Source organism: Pseudofrankia saprophytica, from assembly GCF_000235425.2.
GTDB classification, from domain to species: domain Bacteria; phylum Actinomycetota; class Actinomycetes; order Frankiales; family Frankiaceae; genus Pseudofrankia; species Pseudofrankia saprophytica.
This window is the reverse complement of record NZ_KI912266.1, coordinates 2,321,192-2,341,790: the sequence shown is the minus strand read 5'-3', so window position 1 is coordinate 2,341,790 and position 20,599 is coordinate 2,321,192. Positions and strand designations below refer to the sequence as shown.

Sequence of the window (20,599 nt, the reverse complement as noted above, 5' to 3'; positions counted from 1 at the left end):
CGCGGCCGCGCGGGCCGCTCAACGCCCGCTCGCCTGGGACCAGAGCTGGCTGTACCAGGCGTCGTCGGGGCTGGAGCGCCCGCGACCGCCCGCCGCCGCCGGGCTCGGCGACGGCGTGACGGGCACCAGGTAGGTCGTTTCCCCCGGCTTGACGTAGTGCAGCCTTCGGCGCGCCTCGTCCTCGACCCAGGCGTCGTCGTCGTATTTCGAGACCGTCGCGCGCAGCGCGTCGACGCGCGCCTGCGCCGCCGCGTTCTGTTTGGCCAGCGCGGCGATGTCCGCCTGCTGCTGCAGGTAGAGCCGCAGCGGATAGGCGAGCGTCAGCACGAGCACGCAGATCACCACGGCCAGCAGGGTGGCACGGGTGGTGAGCGTCGTCCGCCGGGGCAGGCGCGGCATGGCAGCTGGTCAGCCGGTTGGGCGGCTCAGCCGGCCACGCGCCGCGGGAACGCGCCCGCGCCGGCGTAGCGCGCCGCCGCGTCGAGCTGCTCCTCGATCCGCAGGAGCTGGTTGTACTTGGCCACTCGTTCGCTGCGCGCCGGGGCGCCGGTCTTGATCTGCCCGCTGCCCACCGCGACGGCGAGGTCGGCGATCGTCGTGTCCTCGGTCTCGCCGGACCGGTGCGACATCATCGTCCGGTAGCCGGAGCGGTGCGCGAGGTCGACGGCGTCGAGCGTCTCCGTCAGGGTGCCGATCTGGTTGACCTTGACGAGCAGCGCGTTCGCCGCGCCAGCCGCGATGCCGCGGGCGAGGCGCTCCGGGTTGGTCACGAACAGGTCGTCGCCGACGAGCTGGACCTTGGCGCCGAGCCGGCTGGTGATCGCCTGCCAGCCCTCCCAGTCGTCCTCGGCCAGCGGGTCCTCGATCGAGACGATCGGGTAGGACGCCACCAGCTCGGCGTAGTAGTCGGTCAGCTGCTCGGCGGACTTGCCGGTGCCCTCGAACCGGTACGCGCCGTCCTGGAAGAACTCGGTGCTGGCGACATCGAGCGCGAGCGCGACGTCCTCGCCGACGGTGAAGCCGGCCTTCTGGATCGCCTCGGCGATCAGGTCCAGGGCCTCACGGTTGGTTGGCAGGTCCGGGGCGAAGCCGCCCTCGTCGCCGACGCCGGTGCCCAGGCCCCGGCCCTTGAGGACGCTCTTGAGCGAGTGGTAGACCTCGGTCCCCCAGCGCAGCGCCTCGGCGAACGTGCTCGCGCCGATCGGCGCGACCATGAACTCCTGGATGTCGACGTTGGTGTCCGCGTGCGCGCCGCCGTTGAGGATGTTCAGCATCGGCACCGGCAGCAGGTGGGCGCTCGGGCCGCCGACGTAGCGGAACAGCGGGAGGTTGCTCGACTTGGCGGCGGCCTTGGCGACCGCGAGGCTCACGCCGAGGATCGCGTTCGCGCCGAGGCTCGACTTGTCCGGGGTGCCGTCGAGGTCGATCAGCGTCGCGTCGATCAGCCGCTGGTCGGTGGCGTCCAGGCCCAGGTCGATCAGCGCCGGGCCGATCCGGTCGATGACCGCCTCGACGGCCTTGGTCACGCCCTTGCCGCCGTAGCGGTCGTCACCGTCACGCAGCTCGACCGCCTCGAAGGCGCCGGTGCTCGCTCCGCTGGGGACCGCGGCGCGGGCCTCCGTGCCGTCGTCGAGCAGGACCTCGACCTCGACGGTGGGGTTGCCACGCGAATCCAGGATCTCGCGGGCGGCTACATCCTCGATGGACGGCACGGATCCTCCATTGGCCAGAGGTCGAGGGGAAGGACAAGCTACAAGGTCCGGACGAATCCGCCCGGGCGAGACTACCGCCGCGAGGACCCGACCGGGTCGGCCACACGCCGAACACCACATGACACCACGGCGATCGACCCGGTCGCGGTGCGCGAGCGCGAGCGCGTCAGCCGATGGGCCCGATCGGGGGCATGAGGAGCGGACCGACCGCCGGCAGGCCGGCGCTGGCGGCGAGCCCGGCGAGCGGGCCCCAGCCACCGGCGTGGTCACCGGTCAGGACGCCGGCGAAGTAGCCGGCCAGCGCCTCCCAGGCGCCGGCCCACCCGGCACCGAGGCCGTGCGTGCCGCCGAGGCCGAACGCGGCCTGGGCGGCGGCGGCCTGGTCCTCACTGGAACGAGCGGGGCGGACCCGGTCGACCAGCGACCGCCGCGGCACCAGTCGCACCTGTCCCGGGCGCGCCCCGGGCAGGCCGGCGGCCGCCCAGGCCAGCCGCAGCGCCCGCTCCAGGCCGCCGAGCTCGTCGACCAGCCCGTGCCCGTACGCGTCGGCGCCGGTCCAGACCCGGCCGCGCGCAAGCTCGCCGGCCCGTTCCAGGCTCATCGCCCGCGCGGACGCGACCTTGCCGACGAAGTCGTCGTAGACGCGGTCGAGGAACTCCTCCAGCTTGGCCCGCTCGCCGGCGCTGAACGGGCGGCGCGCCGACATCATCAGCGCGTGCTCGCCCTGGGCGACCTCACCGATCGCGACGCCCAGCTTGTCCAGCAGCCCGCTGATCACCTGCTTGCCGCCGTAGACGCCGATCGAGCCGGTGAGCGTCGACGGGTTGGCGACGATCGTGTCGGCGGCCAGCGAGACGAAGTAGCCGCCGGAGGCGGCGACCGCGCCCATCGACACGACGACCGGGCGACCGGTGGCCCGGAACCGCTCCACCTCGCGGCGCACCAGGTCGGAGGCGACGTAGGAGCCGCCGGGACTGTCCACCCGGAAGACCGCCGCCGCGATGTCCGGGTCCTTCGCCGCGGCCCGGAAGGCGGCACACACGGCGTCGGCGGCCAGCATGGGGCCGCCGACCCCCGGGCCGCCGCGGCGCAGCACCACCGGCCCGGTGCCGTGGATGAGCGCGACGGCGGCGCGGCCCGGGTCCAGGGCCGGCGGGACCGCGACGTCGGGGTCCAGGCCGGCGCCCGTCTCGGCCTGCGCGGGCACCGCGGGTCCCGTGTCCCCCCGCTGGGCGCCGAACCGGGAGCCGACCGCGGCGAGGGAGCGGGCCACCCGGCGCGGCGGCGAGGACTCCCGCCGCGCCGCCGACCGGCGGTAGGCGCCCAGGTACATCGGGACCGGGCTGGCCCCGTCCGGTGAGCGTTGCGGTGGCCCGCCCGCCGGCGACCCGTCGCCCGTACCGGCCTGGATCTCGGCGTCGCCGGCGGACGCCGTGCCCTCGGCTCCATCACCGGGCCGGTCCGCGGCGGCAGCGGCGGGGATGCCCGTGGCGGCGACAGCGGCGGGGCCCTCGTCCGCGCGCGGCGTCGCCGGCTCGGCGGGCAGGGGTTCCAGCGGGAGCGTGCCCGTCGAGAGTTCCGGATCCGCGTCAGCGGACCGACGGGAAGGCTCGTCCGTGACGGCGTCCCCGCCTTCCGCGACCGGTATGGCGGGCGTGGCGGGCATGGCGGGCTTCGCGGCGGATTCGGGGACGGCGGCCAGCGGCGGGCGGCCCCGCGACGCCGGCGCCGACGCGGCGAGCGGCTCGGGAGCGGCGGTCACCGGCTCGACGGTCGGGTCCTGCGCGCCAGCACGCCCGCGGGCGGCCGCGTACACCTCGTCGCGGTAGCCGAGCCGGTCGACCAGCCCGGCGCCGAGCGCCACCCGCGCGGACAGCGGCCCGGCGTCGACCAGCGTGCGCACCCGGTCGGACGGCAGCCGCCGGCCGGCGGCGATGCCCGCGATGATCTCGTCGGCGCACGACTCGACCACCCTGGTGGTCGCCTCCAGATGGGCGGGGGTGAAGCCGCGCTCGACGAACGTGTTGACCGCGTTCTTGTACTCGTGCCGCGCCCCGAGCTCGGTGGTCACGCCGAGGCGGTCGAGCGCGTCCCGCAGGAACGGGGTGTGGCTGGCGACGCCGGTGAGCCCGAGGTCACCGGGCGGGGCGAGCCAGATCTGGTCGAAGGCGCAGGCCAGGTAGTACGGAACGGTCCCGCCGCCGAACTCGCCGAACGTGTCGGCGTAGGCGATCGCGAACTTCCCGGCCGCGCGGAACTCGGCGACGGCGTCCCGGATCTCCTGCGCCCGCGAGAGCGGCATCCCGCAGCTGGCGACGTGCGCGACGAGCACACGGGTCCTGGGGTCGAGCGCGGCCCGGCGCAGGCCGTCCACGAGCTCGCGCAGCGTCTGGCGCCCCCGGCCTCGCCAGGCCGCCAGGGGGTCGTCGACGACCCCCTCGACCGGGTCGGTGGCGAGATCCAGCTCCAGGAGCAGCGGGGCGTTGCGCCGGGCGGCCAACGCGCGGATCTCGGCGATCGCGTGCCGGGGCGTCGTCGTCTCCATGCCCAGAGGCTACGACCACCCCCATGTCACCGTAACCACCCACCACTCACCCAACATGACCTCAAATTGGTCAGGATGCGGTCAGGAGGCGGGAGACGACCACCGTAGGCGCCAGCTGGCCGGGTCCTGCCCGGCCGGATCGACGGCGTCGGCGTGGGCGGACTCCTCGGCCGCGGCCAGGGCGTCGCGGAAGGCGCGGGCACGCGCGCGCAGGGCGGACTCCGCGTCCACGCCGGCCGCGTCGGCCAGCGCCACGGCGGCGAACAGCAGGTCGCCGATCCCGCGCTCGTCCAGCTCCGGGCCGGCCGCGATCGCCGCGACCGCCTCGGCGGCCGTGCCGGGGCCGTCCGCCACGGGCAGGCCCTCGCAGGCCTCGCCCTCGACCGTCGCGGCATCGGTCTCGGACCACGGCGCGGCGGGCAGGACGAGGTCGGCGGGAACGCCGATCTTGCGGGCGCGTTTCTGCAGCTTCGCGGCGAGCGAGAGGGCCGGCTGGGTCAGCGGAACACCCTCGGTGACCGACCGGCGGCCCTTCTCGACGGCCTTGATGGCGTCCCAGTTGGCGAGCACCTCGTCGGCGCCGGCGACGGCCACGTCGCCGAACACGTGCGGGTGCCGGCGCACCAGCTTGTTCACCAGCCCGGCGGCGACCTCGTCCACGTCGAACCGGCCACCGCCCCGGTCCACGTCGCCGTCCGTCGCCTCCTCGGCGACCCGCGCGTGGAACAGGACCTGCATGAGCACGTCGCCGAGCTCCTCGCGCAGCTCGGCCGGCTGCGCGTCCTCGATCGCCTGGTAGGCCTCGTAGGCCTCCTCCAGCAGGTATGGGGCCAGCGAGGCGTGGGTCTGCTCGCCGTCCCACGGGCAGCCGCCTGGCGAGCGCAGCCGGTCCATCACGGCGACCGCGTCCAGCAGCACCGCGCCCGCCACGTCGTGCGTCCCCGCGACGATGCGGACCGCCTCCGGCTCGGTCCCGGCGTGCGCGCGCAGGGCGGCGTCGAGCGCCGCCGAGGCGCCCGGCCAGCCGGCCTCCGGCTCGAGCAGCCACACCACCTCGTCCGCGCCGGCCGCGAGGGCGGCGGCGCGCAGCTCCGCGAGCACCGACTCCAACAGCGCCGGCTCCGGGAACGCGAGGACCTCGACGTCGGCGCCGGCCGCGCGCAGCGCGGGCAGCTGCGGGTGTGCCGGGTCGGCGCAGCGCACCGGAGCCTTGCGCACCAGGTCCCAGGCAGGCGCGGTGAGCAGGCCCGGCGCGACCCGGGCGCTGGTCGCGAGCAGCGTGACCCGGGCCAGGCCGGCCTCGGTCACGACAGGCTCAGCTGCTGATCCGGCGTCGCCGTGGTCGCGATGGAACCGGACTGCGGCAGCACCTGCAGGTCGTCGACGCTCCACGCCCCGAACCGCGGGCTCACCGACACCCCGACCTGACGCGAGAGCTTGACCAGCTCGGGGGTGACCTTGTCCGAGCGCGCGGTTCCCTCGACGATGTCACGGGCCAGGAACGGCCGCAGCTGCTCGTAGCTGAGCGGCAGGGACTTCACCCCGAACTGGGCCAGCAGGCCGTCATAGGCCGACTTCGCCTGCGCGTCCGTGCCGACCAGGTCCGGCGCGACCTTGTCCGCGATCTTGGACTCGAGCGCGTCGACGTGCACCTGGGTCCGGACGTCCTGCGGCGCGAATCCGAGCACGCCGACGGCGTCCTCGAAGGCGGGGACGCTGCCGGCCTGGGTCACCGCGAGCGCCTGGTAGTAGGCGTCGAAGTCCTGCGGCGTGAGCGTGATCCCGAGCTCACGCGCCTTCGCCTCGTCCAGCCTGACCCGGATGAGGCTGTTCAGCGCGCGGCGCTGCACGAGGTCACGGGTGATCGGGCCCTGCTGGGACTCGCGCTGCGCGACCACATCCGGATGCGCGGCGGCGTAGGCCGTGTACGCCTCCATGCCGCGGTCCGCGATGGCGCTCACGGTGGCCGTGTCGATCGTCTGGTCGTCGACCTGCGCGGCGGCGCCGGCATGACTCGTGCAGGCGGTCATGGCCACCGCCACCAGCGCGAGCGCGGCACCGAACAGTGCCCCCCGGGACGAGGGCCGCCGGCCTTGCAGACGTGGTGACTTCACGGACGCCACGTTAGCTTCCCCATCAGGGGTGACGCACCCGACCCCACCCCAATGCGTGCCATTCACGGCCCACCCACGCGAGCCCTCACGGTCGGCTGCCGGGCGCGCTACCGGTGGCGACGCTGGCGGCGGCGGCGACGGAGTCACCGAGGATGGCGGCGAGCAGGTCGGCCGCCCAGGCGAGCAGCGCCTTGTCACGCAGCGGCGGCGAGCCGATCCGGCCGGTCAGGCTCGGGGCCGGGACCAGCACCGTGCGGGCCGCCGGCTTGACCACGGCGCCCTTGTACAGCCGCTGCAGCCGCAGCGTCTGGCTCTCCCGCAGCTCCAGCGGGCCGAAGCGGATCTGCTTGCCCGCCAGCGTGATCTCCGCCAGGCCGTAGCCGCGGGCGAGCACCCGCAGCGAGGCGACGGCCAGCAGGTTCTCCACCGGCTCCGGCGGCGCGCCGAAGCGGTCGACGAGCTCGGCCCGGACCTCGTCGAGGTCGGCCCCGCTGGCCGCGGCGGCGATCCGGCGGTAGGCGTCGAGGCGCAACCGCTCGCTGCCGACGTAGTCGTGCGGCAGGCTCGCGTCGACCGGGAGCTCGACCTTGACGTCCGACAGCTCCTCGGGCGCCTGCCCCTTGTAGTCGGCCACCGCCTCGCCGACCATCCGCACGTAGAGGTCGAAGCCGATGGCGGCGATGTGCCCGGACTGCTCGCCGCCGAGCAGGTTGCCGGCGCCGCGGATCTCCAGGTCCTTCATCGCGACGGCCATGCCCGCGCCGAGGTCGGTGTTCAGCGCGATGGTCGCGAGCCGGTCGTGCGCGGTCTCGGTGAGCGGCCGGTCCGGCGGGTAGAGGAAGTAGGCGTACGCCCGCTCGCGCCCGCGCCCGACCCGGCCGCGCAGCTGGTGCAGCTGGGACAGGCCGAAGACGTCGGCCCGCTCGACGATGAGCGTGTTGGCGTTGGAGATGTCCAGGCCCGACTCGACGATCGTCGTGCAGACCAGGACGTCGAACCTCTTCTCCCAGAAGGAGACCATCACCTTCTCGAGCAGGTCCTCGTTCAGCTGGCCGTGCGCGGTCGCGATCCGCGCCTCGGGCACCAGTTCGCGCAGCCGGGCCGCGGCCCTGTCGATCGACTCGACCCGGTTGTGGATGTAGAAGACCTGCCCCTCGCGCAGCAGCTCGCGCCGGATGGCGGCGGCCACCTGGCGCTGGTCGTAGGCGCCGACCGAGGTGAGCACCGGGTGGCGCTCCTCGGGCGGGGTGTCGATCGTCGACAGCTCCCGGATGCCGGTGATCGACATCTCCAGCGTCCGCGGGATCGGGGTGGCGCTCATCGTGAGCACGTCCACCGCCGTCCGCATCTTCTTCAGGTGCTCCTTGTGCTCGACGCCGAACCGCTGCTCCTCGTCGACGATCACGAGCCCCAGGTCCTTGAACTTGGTCTCGCTCGACAGCAGTCGATGGGTGCCGATGACGACGTCGACGGAGCCGTCCGCCATCCCGGCGATAGCGGCCTTCTGCTCGGTGGCCGTGTTGAACCTGCTCATCGCCTTCACGATCACGGGGAAGGCCGCGTACCGCTCGGAGAAGGTCTGGTAGTGCTGCTGGACGAGCAGCGTGGTCGGGACCAGGACTGCCACCTGCTTGCCGTCCTGCACCGCCTTGAACGCGGCCCGCACGGCGATCTCGGTCTTGCCGTAGCCGACGTCCCCGCAGATCACCCGGTCCATCGGGACCGGGCGCTCCATGTCCCGCTTGACCTCGTCGATCGCGGAGAGCTGGTCGGGGGTCTCCCGGAACGGGAAGGCGTCCTCCAGCTCGCGCTGCCACGGGTTGTCAGGGCCGAACGCGTAGCCGGGCGCCGCCATCCGGGCGCTGTAGAGCCGGATCAGCTCGCCGGCGATCTCCTTGACCGCCTTGCGTGCCCGGCTCTTGCGCTTGGCCCAGTCGGCCCCGCCGATCCGGTCGAGCGTCGGGCCCTCACCGCCCACGTAGCGGGTGACCTGCTCGAGCTGGTCGGTGGGGACGTAGAGCCGGTCGCCCTTGGCGTACTCGAGCACCAGGTACTCGCGCTTCGCGCCGGCGACGGTACGGGTGACCATCTCGACATACCGGCCGACGCCGTGCGCCTCGTGCACGACCAGGTCGCCGGCGGCCAGCGCCAACGGGTCGATGCCCTTGCGCCGCCGGCTCGGCAGCCGGCGCATGTCCTTGGTGGTGACGCCGCGGGCGCCGGCGAGGTCGGTCTCGGTGAGCACGGCCAGGCGCAGCAGGTCGCTGGCGAAGCCGGTGGACAGCTGCCCCTGGGTGACGGTGACGACGGACGGCGCGAGCTCGGCGTCGTCGGCGACCCGGGCGCCGAGGTCGGCCTCGCGCAGCAGCTCGGCGAGCCGCTGCGCCGGGCCGTGGCCGGCGGTGACCAACAGGACCCGCCACGAGTCGTTCAGCCAGCCCTTGACGTCGGCGACCAGGCGGGCGGTGTCGCCGTGGTAGGCGGGCGCCGGGCGCAGGCTGGACGCCACGGCCTCGTCGGGCGGGTCGAAGGCCGCGGTGGCCTCGTCGGCGTCCTCCCCGGCGTTCAGGGCGCCGAACTGGCTGACGGTCCACCAGGGCAGGCCCAGCTCGGCCGCGCGGGCGCGCACGTCGGCGAGCGAGCGGTAGGCCGCCGAGCCGAGGTCGATGGGGCTGTCCGAGCCGAGCGCGGCCGAGCTCCAGGAGGCGGCGAGGAACTCCTGGCTGGTGCGGACCAGCTCGGCGGCCCTGGCGCGGATGCGCTCCGGGTCGCACAGCAGCACCTGGGTGCCCGCGGGCAGCTCGTCGAGAAGCAGCACCAGGCGCTCGACGAGGACCGGCGCGAGCGCCTCCATCCCCTCCACCGGGATACCCGAGGCGATCTTGTCGAGCATCTCGACGAGGTCGGGGTGCTCACCGGCCAGCAGGGCCGCGCGGGCGCGCACGTCGTCGGTGAGCAGCAGTTCGCGGCACGGCGGCGCGAACAGCGCGTACCCGCCGCCGGGGGCGCCCTGCCCCCCGGCCTTCTCGCCGTCGAGAGCGCGCTGGTCGGCCACCGAGAACGGCCGGACGTCCTCGATCTCGTCGCCGAAGAACTCGACCCGCAGCGGGTGCTCCTCGGTCGGCGGGAAGACGTCGAGGATGCCGCCGCGCACCGCGATCTCGCCGCGCCGCTCGACCAGGTCGACCCGGTGGTAGGCGATCTGGACCAGCCGCTCGACGACCGCCTCGAGGTCGGCGGTGTCGCCGCGGCGCAGCAGCACCGGCTCGAGGTCTCCGAGGCGGGCGACCTGCGGCTGCAGCACGGCCCGCACCGGCGCGACGACGACCGAGAGCGGCCCGGCCGACGCCGCGCGCCCGTCGGGCGCCTGCTGCCCGTCGCCCGGCCCGGTGTCGGGGTGCGCGAGCCGGCGCAGCACCGCGAGGCGCCGCCCGACCGTGTCGGCGCGCGGCGAGAGCCGTTCGTGCGGCAGCGTCTCCCAGCTCGGGTAGACCGCGACGTTGTCCGGCCCGAGCACGCTGCCCAGCGCGTCGGCGAGGTCCTCCGCCTCCCGCCCGGTGGCGGTCACGGCCAGCACCTGCCGCCCCGCGCGGGCCAGCGCCGCGACCGCGAACGGGCGCAGGCCCGGCGGTCCCGAGAGATCTACCGGCACCACCGGGCCGCCGGGGCCGCCGGCGGCGAGGGCGTCCTGGGCACGCAACAGCGCCGGCTCACCGCCCGGCCGGGCGGTGAGAGCGTCGAGCAGCGGCGCGAGGGTCATCGGATCCGTCCCGGCCTCTTCCAGGTCCGGCGCGACCACCGGATCCTGGATGTCGATGTGCGCCCGCGCGGGCGCACGGTCTGGACTACAACACCGTCTCTGACTGCAACGTCAGCCGGGCCGCGGCTTCTGCCCGGCGTGCGGCGCCGGAGCTCCGGGCAACGCTGGGGGCGCGGCCGGGCGCCCGTCCCGCGGCCCGCTCGGCTGGCAAGCGTGACGCTCGGCTGGCGAGCGTGAGCTGGCCATCGCCCGACCTGGAAAGAGCCCGACCTGAATGAGCGAGCAACTCCATGGTCAGGGTACGGGAGCGCCCGGCCGCGTGGGTCAGCTCGTCCCCCGCCACGACCGCCGGCAGTGGCCCGCGGTGGCCGGCGGACGAACGGGCGCGGGCGGGATCAGTGGGGTGGGCCGAAGGGTCGACGCGACGTACAGTCATCTGCCAGCAGCTGGCCTGCCCGGCAGGGGCCCGCCAGTCTCACTTGACGTAAGGGTAGAGTTGTCTTCCACGCGCCGTGGCCAGTCCACGCCAAAAACCGGTCGCGCCGACCTCTACCAGATCGGGGACGTCGCCGAGCGGGTCGACCTGTCGTTGCGCACCGTCCGCTACTACGAGGAGGCCGGGCTGCTGATGCCGGTTGGCCGCACCGCCGGCGGCTTCCGGCTCTATGACGAGGACGCCGTCGACCGGCTTTTCCTGATCAAGATGATGAAGCCCCTCGGCTTCACCCTTGAGGAGATGCGATCACTACTCACCCTGCGCGACGAGCTCTCGCATCCGGGCATGGCCCCGGACGTGCGAGCCGCGCTGGAGGAGCGCCTGCGTACGTGGGTGGTGCTCGCCGAGGAGAAGCTGGCCGCCCTGCGCGCGCAGGTCGGCGTCGCCGAGGCCTTCGTCTCCGGCCTGTACGACGACGCCGACCGGTCACGCCGCGGGTAGTACCAGGCAGTGATCTGGGAGGTCCGGCGCGCCTCGCGCCCGCTCTACTGGGTGGCCGACCAGAGCGAGCGGTAGGCCGCCGAACCGTTGGGCTGCTGCACGGGGTTCGTGAGCGACGAGTTCACGTTGTGGGGATCGTTGTCGTTGAAGTAGGCCTCGTACGCGAGCATGCCGCTGTACTGCCGGAAGAGATTCGCCATCTGCTGGATGTAGAACGGGTTGTCGCCGCCCGCCTGGCCCGCCTGGCCCGCGGGGGTGCCCTTGTCGACCAGCCCCCATTCCGGCACCGAGAACAGCTTGTTGTGCAGCTGCGCGAAATTGATCACATAGCAGGCGCCCGGCAGCAGGGGGCCGTCCTCGCACTTGGCGTTGAACGTCCCGACGTCGTAGCTCGGGGGGTACTGGTCGTAGGTGTCGATCCCGATCACGTCGACGACGTCGTCACCCGGGTAGGCGGAGAACGGGTCGCCGCCGTTCGGCAGCGAGGTGCGCGAGTTGACCGTCCAGTCGATCCGCACCCGCGGGGCCACCGAGATCAGCGCGAGCGCCTCGTGCCGGAAGCACTGGACCCACTGCTGGGCGTCGAGGGCCCGCCAGGCGAACCACTTGCCGTTGAACTCCCAGCCGATGCGGACGAACGAGTCCGACCGACCGCTGCGGTTGAGCCAGTTGCCGAACTGCCGGAAGTAGCCGTCGTAGGCGCCAGAGGCGCAGGCCGCCATGTGCTGCCGGTTCCAGGCGTCGCTGTCCGCTCCGGCCGGCGGGTCAGGGAACATCGGCACGGAGACGACCCAGGTGCCGGCGAAGCCGCTGAAGTGGTTGGCGCTGTCGCCGATCCACGGCCCGGTGATCGCCCCCCAGCTGTTGCGGGCGGTGAACATGACGACCACGTCGTTGGGCCGGCCGCGGTAGCTGGCGAAGGCGTTCGCCTGGCCGGTGTTGCCGGCGGACATCCCGGCCGGCCACGGCCCGTTGGTCTTCGCGGGCTGCGCGCGCGGCCGCGGGGGCGGTCCGGTGGGGGCGGCTGCCGGCGCGGACGTGGCCGGCGCGTCGGGGCCCGTCGGAGCGACGGTGGCGGCGGCCGTCGAGGAGGCGGCCACGAAGTCGGCGCCCTCGTCGTCGTGCCCGCCCGGCTTCGGCGTCACGGCCCAGGCCGTCAGGCCGAGCACCAGGACTAGGGCCACCGCGATTCCCGGCAGCATCCGGCTCTTGAACTTCGCCGGGCCGCCCGAGATCTGGACCAGCCAGTCATACCAGCGTCGGGCCTCGTCACCGTAGTAGCGGAGCTCCTCGCGCGCGTGCTCCCGGGTCGATCCACCACGGCGGGCCACCCACACTCACCTCCGTCGCGGTGCGGCGCCGTCCCAACCAGGGCAGAGTGGGTCGGCGGCGCCCGAAAGGTACCGAAACTTACTACGTCCGCTGACCGCCCCCTCGGGGCGGCACAGCGAAGCCGGGCACCTGGTGACACACCCGGACTCGCCGGATCTGTGCGCAAGCACACACAGCGACCGGCCTTGAGCCTTTCCCCTAGCTGCCGCTCAGACTGGATGAGAACGACAAGAAGAGGACGCTTCAGGCGGCCCGGTGGTTGCCGGCCCGACACCCGCACGAGAGCCGCGCGCCGCAGCAACGAGACATATCACCTGTTACCTAGGCGCCGCGAGCTGGTGTGCGCCAAGCAGACCAACAAGCACGCGCCGTTACGGATCCGCCACGGCGCGGCCTCCGGAAGAGCCGTGACGTCCCGGTCCGTGGACGCGGCGTCGCGATGACGAACGCACGACGGCCCAGGGCGGCGCGCCCGCCACCGCGCGGCCACCGCCCGACCTCTGGCCCGTCCTTGCGGGTCCCGCGTCAGGTCCTCGCCGCGCCGAAAGGCCCGGTAGGCGGGCCCGAAGCGGCCGACCTAGTCTGCGCGGGCCGAGAAGTTCAGTACGGTACGGTTACTCCGGCAGCGTCCCGGACGTCACCGCGGGAGTGGGAGCAGCTGATCTTCCGGACCGGCCAGGACCCGCGGTCCCTGCCAGGGGAACGGCCCCTGGTTCCCATCGGCGGCCCGGCCGTCTGGGCCACGACCGGTCAAGGGCTGTGGCCACCTCGGCCGTGACCGCCCGGCGTTGCCCCAGCCCGCTCGAACGCCGGCAGACCAACGCCCGGGAGCATGCCCGGGTCCGACCCTGGGAGAGCAAACAGCCGTGACACCCCCGAGCTCGGCGTCCACGCCGGCCCGCACCGTCCCCGGCGCCGCGGACATCCCGGTCGTCATCCTCTGCGGTGGGATGGGCACCCGGCTGCGCGAGGCCAGCGAGAAGCTTCCGAAGCCGCTGGTCGACATCGGCGGCAAGCCGATCCTCTGGCACATCATGAAGACCTACAGCCACTACGGCTTCCGCCGCTTCGTCCTGTGCCTGGGCTACAAGAGCGACGCCATCAAGAACTACTTCGTCAACTACCGCGAGCAGGTGGCGGACTTCACGCTGACGCTCTCGGACGACCACACCCCCGAGTTCCACAACGCCGAGGGCGACGAGGACTGGGAGGTCACCTTCGCGGAGACCGGCCTGCTCAACGGCACCGGGGCCCGGCTGCGCCGCGTCCGCCAGTACCTGACCGGCCCGCGTTTTCTACTCACCTACGGTGACGGCGTCGGCTCGATCGACGTGGCCGCGCTGTTCGACGCGCACGTGCGCGGCGGCCGGATGGGCACCGTGACCGGGGTGCGGCCCTCGAGCCGGTACGGCGAGCTGGAGACGGACGGCGACGGCGTCAGCCTGTTCGCCGAGAAGCCGCCGCAGACCGGCTGGGTCAGCGGTGGCTACTTCGTCTTCGAGCGGGAGTTCGCCGACAAGTACGTCGACGACGACCCGTCCCTCATGCTGGAGCGTTACCCGCTGCAGCAGCTCGCCCGGGACCGGCAGCTCACCCTGTACCCCCACGAGGGGTTCTGGATGGGGATGGACACGTTCCGGGACTGGACCGAGCTCAACCAGCTCTGGGACGCGGGCGCCGCCCCTTGGCGGGTCTGGACCGACTGAGCCCATAGGTCACGGTGAGTACTTCAGAGGCCCAGGACGCCGCGCTCGGCGAGCGGCTGCACGACCTGGTCGCCGCGCTGGGCGCGGCACCGGTGCGCAGCATCACCGGCGACGGCGTCCGGGCGACCCTTGAGATCGTCCAGAAGGCCGTCGCCGGGGGGCGAGGGGGCGCCGAGATCCCGTTCGAGGTCCACGAGGTGCCCTCGGGCACGCCGGTGCTCGACTGGACGGTGCCCAGGGAGTGGAACGTCCGGGCCGCCTACCTGGTCGGTCCGGACGGGTCGCGGGTGGTCGACATCGCCGACCACCCACTGCACCTGCTGGGCTACAGCGTCCCCACCCGCGCCCGGCTGAGCCTCGACGAGCTGCGCCCGCACCTGTTCTCGATGCCGGACCGGCCGGACTGGATCCCGTACCGGACGTCCTACTGGAACGAGAACTGGGGCTTCTGCCTGACGGACACCGCGTTGCGCGCGCTGCCGGACGGCGAGTACGAGGTGGTCATCGACACCACCCTCACGGACGGCTCGCTCACCTACGCCGAGATCGTCCTGCCCGCGACCGAGCCCACGCCGGCGGGCGGCGAGCCGGAAGAGTTCCTGATCACGACGCACACGTGCCATCCGTCGACCGCGAACGACAACGGGTCCGGCATGGCGATCCTCGCGGAGCTGGCTCATCACCTGGCGGCCCTGCCCCGCCGGCGGCACACGTTCCGGCTGCTGTTCATCCCGGGCACGATCGGCTCGATCACCTGGCTCGCCCAGAACCGGGACGTCGTCGGCCGGATCCGGCACGGGCTGGTGCTGACCGGCCTCGGCGACCGCTCCCAGCCCACCTACAAGCGCAGCAGGCGCGGCGACGCGGTCGTCGACCGAGCCGCGGCCGTCGCGCTCGCGGAGACCGGGCGGCCGCACCGGGTCGTCGACTTCTCGCCGTACGGCTACGACGAGCGGCAGTTCTGCTCCCCGGGCTTCGACCTGCCGGTGGGCCGGTTCGGGCGCGGCCAGCACGGCGAGTACCCCGAGTACCACACCTCCGCCGACAACCTGGACTTCGTCAGCCCGGAGAGCCTGGCCGAGTCGTTCGGCCTGCTCACGCGGATCATCGAGATCTGCGAGCGCAACGCGGTCTGGCGCAACACGAGCCCCTACGGCGAGCCGCAGCTCGGCCGCCGCGGGCTGTACCGCGCGATCGGCGCGACGATGAACCGCCAGGCCGTCGAGATGGGCCTGCTCTGGGTCCTCAACCTCGCCGACGGGGCGCACGACCTGCTCGACATCGCGGCTCGGGCCGCCATCGAGTTCGACTCGGTCACCGCCGCGGTCGACGCGCTGGCCGGAGTGGGCCTGCTGGTCCGCGACGACGACGCGGACGCGGACGCAGCGGGAACCCCGGGCGCGCCGGTACCCGAGGTCGTCTCATGAGCACCCATGCCGCGGCCGGCCCGGTCTGGACGGTGGTACTGGCCGGCGGCGGCGGTACTCGGTTCGGCGGGCCGAAGCAGTTCTTCGACCTGGGCGGGCGCCCACTGGTCGAGCATCCGGTGCTGGCCGCCGGCCCCGTGAGCGACGGCGTCGTCGTGGTGCTCCCGCCCGCGCTGCTGGACCGCTGGCGCCCGGAGCTCACCTCGGGGACGCCGGAGGTGCTGGTGACCAGCGGCGGCGCCACCCGGGCCGAGTCGGTGCGCGCGGGCCTGGCGGCGGTGCCGGCCGCCGCGGGCGTCATCGTCATCACCGATGCCGCCCATCCGCTCGCCACCGCCGACCTCTACCACCGGGTGGTGGCCGCGGTGCGCGGCGGCGCGGACGCGGCCGTCCCGGGACTCCCGCTCACCGAGGTCGTCAAGGAGGTCGGCCCGGGCGACGCCGATCGTGGCCTGACCGACGCCCTGGTGGCCGGGCGCTCGCTGGTGCGTGAGACCCACCGGCTGGTGCAGACTCCGCACGCGTTCCGCGCGGATCTGCTGCGCGCGGCGCACGCGGGCGCTACCGAGGCCGTCGAGGACTCGGCGATGGTCGCCGCGCTCGGCGCGGCCGTCGTCGTGGTGCCGGGCGAGCCGATGAACATTCACGTGACCACGCCGGAAGAGTTGACGATGGCCCGGCGACTGCTCGCGGCCGGGGCTGGCCTGGTCGCCGCATCGGCCGGGCACTGAGGGGGAGTCTGATGAGCACGGTACTGGTCGAGTCCACGCTGTCCGATGACGAGCGGCGCGCCCGCCTGTACGCGGGCGACCTGTTCGTCTACGGGCCGAAGCCGGCGTCGCTCGCGTTCGTCGAGTTCACCAGGGAGCTGGTGCGCGACGCGTTCGGCGACCTCGACCCGGAGACCGCGCAGTACCACATGGAGGTGGAGGACTATGCCGCGCTGCTCGCCGATCTCAAGCCGCGGTTCATCCACCACCCGCGCTGCAAGGAGCTGATCCGGGAGGTGCTCGTCGAGCACGGCGCCGACCCGGAGAAGACCTATTTCGACGTGCCCCGGCTGCGCACGTCGACCAGCGACGACTACCTCACCTCGGGCATCGCCTACGCGTTCCACCCGCACCGGGACACCTGGTACTCGGCGCCGTTCTGCCAGCTGAACTGGTGGTTCCCGGTGTTCGACATCGTCCCCGAGAACGGCCTGGCCTTCCACCCGAAGTACTTTGGCCGGCCGGTCGAGAACAGTTCTTCCACATACAACTACTACGAATGGAACGCGACCAACCGGGCGTCGGCCGCGAAGCACATCAAGAGCGACACCCGGGTGCAGCCGAAGCCGCAGGAGGAGGTCGAGCTCTTCCCGCAGACCAGGGTGATCGCCCCGGCCGGTGGAATGCTCATCTTCTCCGCGCAGCAGCTGCACTCGTCGGTGCCGAACACCTCCGGGCGCACCCGGTTCAGCATCGACTTCCGCACGGTCCACCACGACGACGTGCTCGGCCACATCGGCGCGCCGAACGCCGACTCGGCCTGCACCGGTACCACCATGCGGGACTACCTGCGCGCGACCGACCTCACCCGGCTGCCCGAGGACGTGTGCCTCGAGTACGACGAGGTCCCCCCGATGGCGGACGCGATCCTGGTCTACGAGGGGACACGGTGACCTCCGAGCCAGGCTCGGCGAGCCAGCGGCTGGCTGGCCGGGTCGCGGTGGTCACCGGCGCGTCCAGCGGCGTCGGCCGGGCGATCGCGCTTCGACTGGTCGCCGAGGGAGCGGCGGTGACCGCGGTCGGGCGGGACAAGACCCGCCTGGACGCCCTGCCGGGCGCCGCCGCTCGGGCGACGCGGGCCGGCATGGCCGGTCAGCTGAGCCCGGCGCAGGTCGACCTGACCGACGACGAGGCGCGCTCCGCGCTGGTCGCGGGCCTGCTCGCCGGTCCGAGGGTGGACCTCCTGGTCCACAGTGCCGGCGGCTACGCCAGCGGCCCGCACGCCGACGCCGAGATCGCGGATCTCGACGCGCTGTACGCGGCGAACGTGCGGGCGCCCTACGCTCTCACCCAGGAGCTGCTGCCCGCGCTGCGCGCGGGCGGCGGCGACGTAGTGGTGGTGAACTCGTCACAGGGCGTGCGGGCCGGCGCGAACACCGGCCAGTTCGCGGCCACCCAGCACGCGATGCGGGCGATAACGGACAGCTTGCGCCAGGAGGTGAACGCGGACGGGATCCGGGTATGCGGCATCCATCTGGGCCGCACCGCGACTCCTCGGCAGGAGGCCATCTTCGCCAAGGAGGGCCGGCCCTACGCACCAGAGCTGTTGGTTCAGCCGCAGGACGTGGCGGAGGTCGTGGCGGGAGTGCTGAGCCTGCCGCCCGGCGCCGAGGTGACCGAGCTCCACCTGCGGCCGGCCAAGAAGAGCTACTGATGTCCCCGAAGTCGGACAACAGTAGAGTGACGTTGCCGACTTCGCCCACCGGCACGGCCAGCGCGCGGTCCATGCACCATCGATGGGCTGGTGCGCCCACGCGTCCGGAAACCGAGGTGTGCGGTGATTCACCGGTGGTCCAACGAAGGGCCGCAGGCGGCGGCGGCGGTGGAGGTCGACCGCATGGAGCGTCGGAACGTGAACGGTGAGAGAAAGTTGCTCATCACGTTCCTCTGTGAGCAGTATCCCCCGATTGTCTGGGATGGCGCTGGTATCTACACAGCTGTGTTGGCATCGGCCCTCGCCACGATCGGTCACGACGTTCACGTAATCTGCGCCCAGGGTCACCGGGTTGTGGACGAGGTCGTGGACGGCGTCCACGTGCATCGCCGCCCCCTCCTGCGCGTTCCGATCAGCCGCGCCCTTGGCAAATACGCCCGGTTCCTCACCGGCCCGAACTACCCGCGTGACTCGATCTCGCTACGGATGAGCCTGACCCTGTCGTACGCCGCCTACCTGCGGCAGACCGGGCTGCACCCCGACGTGATCGAGACGCAGGACGGCGAGACCCGCGCGCTGATGCAGGTGGTCACCCGGTCCTGCCCGGTCGTCGTCCACATGCACGCGCCGACCATGCTGACGCTGCGCCTCGCGAGCCCGCACCTGTCCGTCCGCGGCCGGATCGCCGACCGGCTGGACCGCATCACCTCCGACCACGCGACCGTGGTCACCTCGCCGTCCCAGCTGCTGGTCGACACCGTCCGCCCGTACGGCTGGCTGCGCCGCCAGGACGTGACGATCGTGCCGAACCCGTTCGACGCGAGCCCCTGGGCGGCCGTGTCGGGTGTGGGTCGCACCGGTCCCGTGGTCGCCACCGTCGGCCGGCTGGAGCCGAACAAGGGCATCGACGTCCTCCTCGACGCGCTCGCCATCCTGGCCGCCCGGGACATCGACGCGAAGCTGATCCTCGCCGGCAGCTCGTCCGGGCACATAGACGGCGTGCCGACCGGGCGTTGGCTGGAACGACGGGCGAACGAGCTGAACGTGCCGGTCGTCTTCACCGGCCACGTCGGGCAGCGCGAGCTCGCCGACGTCTACGGGCAGGCCCGGGTGGTGGCGGTGCCGAGCCGGTTCGAGAGCTTCTCCATCGCGGCGGTCGAGGGCATGGCCGCCGGCCGCCCGGTCGTGACCACCAGCCGGACCGGCATCGCGCCGTTCGTGCAGGACTGGCACGCCGGCGACGTGGTCCCGCCGGAGGACCCGAAGGCGCTCGCCGACGCGCTCGCCGCCTACCTGACCGACCCGAAGCTCGCCGAGACCGTCGGGGCGAACGGCCGGGCCGGCGCGGCTCGTCTTGATCCACTCCAGATCGCCCGCGACCGCGAGGCGGTCTACCGGGAGGCGGTCGCCCGCTTCCAGCACGACAAGCCCGCCGAGGACGCCCAGCACTGATTCCCCGGCCGCCGGTTCCCCAGCCGCCGGCCGACCGTACGCGGGCGTCCAGACGCCCGCGCGGGCCGACCGGGCACGACCGGCGACCGCCGCGACCGCCGACTGGCGGCCGGGCGCGGGCCAGACTCAGGCACGCGGGAGATTCTCGCCCGCGAGAGACTGGCCCGCGAGAGACTCAAGCCCGCGAGAGACGCAGGCCTCCGGGAGATGCTCGAGTTCAGGCCCGCGTGAAGTTCAGGTGTGACAGCGCTCCGGCTTCCAGGTAGAGCTCGAAGGGGCCTCGGGTGGCCGCGAGCAGCGACCTGGGCAGGGTGGCCCCGCCCCCGTTCGGGCCGCTGACCTGGCTGCTGTGCGCGGCGAGCGCGTATGCCTGGCGCGCGCGGTAGCCCTTGGCGCCCACCAGCAGCGGGCGCACCTCGCGGATACGGTCCATCGGGTCGCGCAGCATGCGCCGAGGGGTGTACCCCTCGGTGCCATAACCGCGGGTCCACGGCCAGTGCGTCCACATCCAGACGCCGTACTCGAGAACCTGGCCGGTGAATCCGGCCTTCTTGGCGGCCTCGAGCGCGGCCACGTTCGTCGCGTCGTGATCGGGGTGGCCCTCGCAGGAGGTCGGGATGAGCAGCTGCTCGGGCCCCAGCTCCTTGATCAGCTCCGCGAGCCGGTCGGCCACCTCGTCGACGTGCTCCCCGACCATGGTGTCGGGCACGTCCAGGAAGCGGATGTCCGCCGCCCGCAGCCCGAGGCGGCTGCCCGCCCGGCGGGCCTCCTCCTTGCGCAGGGCGATGAGCTCGGCGGGCGGGAGGTACGCCGGCTCGGCCGCCGCGCCGTCACTGACGATCACCACGGTGACCTGGGTACCGGCCTCCCGCTTGCGCATGATCGAAACCCCGCAGCCGAGGGTCTCGTCGTCGGGGTGCGGAGCGACCACCAGGCACGAGGCCCGGGACATCGCCCGGGTGATGTCCCGGCCGCGGCGCATCCACGCCCGCCGGTAGGCCGAGCGGGCCGGCTGCAGGGCTCCCTCGCGCAGCGCGGCCGGCCGCACCAGTCCCCGCACGGCCGTCACCGCCCGCGCAGTTGAGCCCGCGCCGCCACCACCGGCTTCGCCGTCGCTGGACCCGTCCATCACCACTCCTCCGCGGCACCCGGATCCCCCGCGCACCCGGACCCGACTCGATCGATGACCG

General features: G+C 73.3%; 15 protein-coding genes. 7 read left to right on the top strand and 8 right to left on the bottom strand.

Annotated features, from left to right (window positions below; all coding sequences use genetic code 11):
* Positions 1 to 18: 18 nt before the first annotated feature.
* From FRCN3DRAFT_RS0209760 to mfd, 6 genes are all read right to left on the bottom strand, one after another.
* Positions 19 to 399: an FtsB family cell division protein gene (locus tag FRCN3DRAFT_RS0209760; RefSeq protein ID WP_007511456.1), complete on the bottom strand. Its 381-nt coding sequence runs from the start codon at positions 397 to 399 to the stop codon at positions 19 to 21.
* A 26-nt stretch (positions 400 to 425) separates the two neighbouring features.
* Positions 426 to 1,712 (bottom strand): phosphopyruvate hydratase, encoded by a 1,287-nt coding sequence (gene eno, locus FRCN3DRAFT_RS0209755; RefSeq protein ID WP_007511455.1) that lies wholly within the window; start codon positions 1,710 to 1,712, stop codon positions 426 to 428.
* A gap of 166 nt (positions 1,713 to 1,878) precedes the next feature.
* Positions 1,879 to 4,257 (bottom strand): signal peptide peptidase SppA, encoded by a 2,379-nt coding sequence (gene sppA, locus FRCN3DRAFT_RS0209750; protein ID WP_007511452.1) that lies wholly within the window; start codon positions 4,255 to 4,257, stop codon positions 1,879 to 1,881.
* Between the two features lie 81 nt (positions 4,258 to 4,338).
* Positions 4,339 to 5,565 (bottom strand): nucleoside triphosphate pyrophosphohydrolase, encoded by a 1,227-nt coding sequence (locus FRCN3DRAFT_RS0209745; RefSeq protein WP_007511450.1) that lies wholly within the window; start codon positions 5,563 to 5,565, stop codon positions 4,339 to 4,341.
* Positions 5,562 to 6,371 carry a SurA N-terminal domain-containing protein gene (locus FRCN3DRAFT_RS0209740; protein WP_232793988.1) on the bottom strand — a complete coding sequence of 270 codons (810 nt, stop codon included), beginning with the start codon at positions 6,369 to 6,371 and terminating at the stop codon, positions 5,562 to 5,564. Before FRCN3DRAFT_RS0209740 ends, FRCN3DRAFT_RS0209745 begins: the two co-directional genes overlap by 4 nt.
* A gap of 85 nt (positions 6,372 to 6,456) precedes the next feature.
* Positions 6,457 to 10,131: a transcription-repair coupling factor gene (gene mfd / locus FRCN3DRAFT_RS0209735; RefSeq protein ID WP_035927164.1), complete on the bottom strand. Its 3,675-nt coding sequence runs from the start codon at positions 10,129 to 10,131 to the stop codon at positions 6,457 to 6,459.
* A 496-nt stretch (positions 10,132 to 10,627) separates the two neighbouring features.
* On the opposite strand from mfd, the gene FRCN3DRAFT_RS0209730 reads away from it, so the two are divergent.
* Positions 10,628 to 11,068 carry a MerR family transcriptional regulator gene (locus tag FRCN3DRAFT_RS0209730; RefSeq protein WP_027140411.1) on the top strand — a complete coding sequence of 147 codons (441 nt, stop codon included), beginning with the start codon at positions 10,628 to 10,630 and terminating at the stop codon, positions 11,066 to 11,068.
* 44 nt (positions 11,069 to 11,112) lie between these two features.
* Here FRCN3DRAFT_RS0209730 and FRCN3DRAFT_RS0209725 read toward each other — a convergent pair whose 3' ends face one another.
* Positions 11,113 to 12,399, bottom strand: a complete 1,287-nt coding sequence (locus tag FRCN3DRAFT_RS0209725) for a glycoside hydrolase family 26 protein (RefSeq protein ID WP_007511442.1) — start codon at positions 12,397 to 12,399, stop codon at positions 11,113 to 11,115.
* Between the two features lie 867 nt (positions 12,400 to 13,266).
* Here FRCN3DRAFT_RS0209725 and FRCN3DRAFT_RS0209720 point away from each other — a divergent pair.
* The 6 genes from FRCN3DRAFT_RS0209720 to FRCN3DRAFT_RS0209695 all read left to right on the top strand — a co-directional run bounded on the left by FRCN3DRAFT_RS0209720 (position 13,267) and on the right by FRCN3DRAFT_RS0209695 (position 19,409).
* Positions 13,267 to 14,106, top strand: coding sequence for a glucose-1-phosphate cytidylyltransferase (locus FRCN3DRAFT_RS0209720; protein WP_007511441.1), 840 nt, complete (start codon positions 13,267 to 13,269; stop codon positions 14,104 to 14,106).
* A 14-nt stretch (positions 14,107 to 14,120) separates the two neighbouring features.
* Entirely contained in the window at positions 14,121 to 15,533 is a 1,413-nt protein-coding gene (locus tag FRCN3DRAFT_RS0209715) for a DUF4910 domain-containing protein (RefSeq protein WP_007511438.1), read from the top strand.
* The gene (locus tag FRCN3DRAFT_RS43635) at positions 15,530 to 16,264 is read left to right on the top strand and encodes a 2-C-methyl-D-erythritol 4-phosphate cytidylyltransferase (RefSeq protein WP_007511437.1); all 735 of its coding nucleotides are present in this window, start codon (positions 15,530 to 15,532) and stop codon (positions 16,262 to 16,264) included. Before FRCN3DRAFT_RS0209715 ends, FRCN3DRAFT_RS43635 begins: the two co-directional genes overlap by 4 nt.
* Positions 16,265 to 16,275: 11 nt before the next feature.
* Complete coding sequence (locus FRCN3DRAFT_RS0209705) at positions 16,276 to 17,196, top strand: phytanoyl-CoA dioxygenase family protein (RefSeq protein WP_007511435.1); 921 nt, start codon at positions 16,276 to 16,278, stop codon at positions 17,194 to 17,196.
* Positions 17,193 to 17,957, top strand: coding sequence for an SDR family oxidoreductase (locus FRCN3DRAFT_RS0209700; protein WP_007511432.1), 765 nt, complete (start codon positions 17,193 to 17,195; stop codon positions 17,955 to 17,957). The genes FRCN3DRAFT_RS0209705 and FRCN3DRAFT_RS0209700 overlap by 4 nt, the downstream gene beginning before the upstream one ends.
* 183 nt (positions 17,958 to 18,140) lie before the next feature.
* Complete coding sequence (locus tag FRCN3DRAFT_RS0209695) at positions 18,141 to 19,409, top strand: glycosyltransferase family 4 protein (RefSeq protein ID WP_198535956.1); 1,269 nt, start codon at positions 18,141 to 18,143, stop codon at positions 19,407 to 19,409.
* A gap of 217 nt (positions 19,410 to 19,626) precedes the next feature.
* Here FRCN3DRAFT_RS0209695 and FRCN3DRAFT_RS0209690 read toward each other — a convergent pair whose 3' ends face one another.
* Complete coding sequence (locus tag FRCN3DRAFT_RS0209690; protein WP_007511428.1) at positions 19,627 to 20,538, bottom strand: PIG-L deacetylase family protein; 912 nt, start codon at positions 20,536 to 20,538, stop codon at positions 19,627 to 19,629.
* Positions 20,539 to 20,599 lie beyond the last annotated feature (61 nt).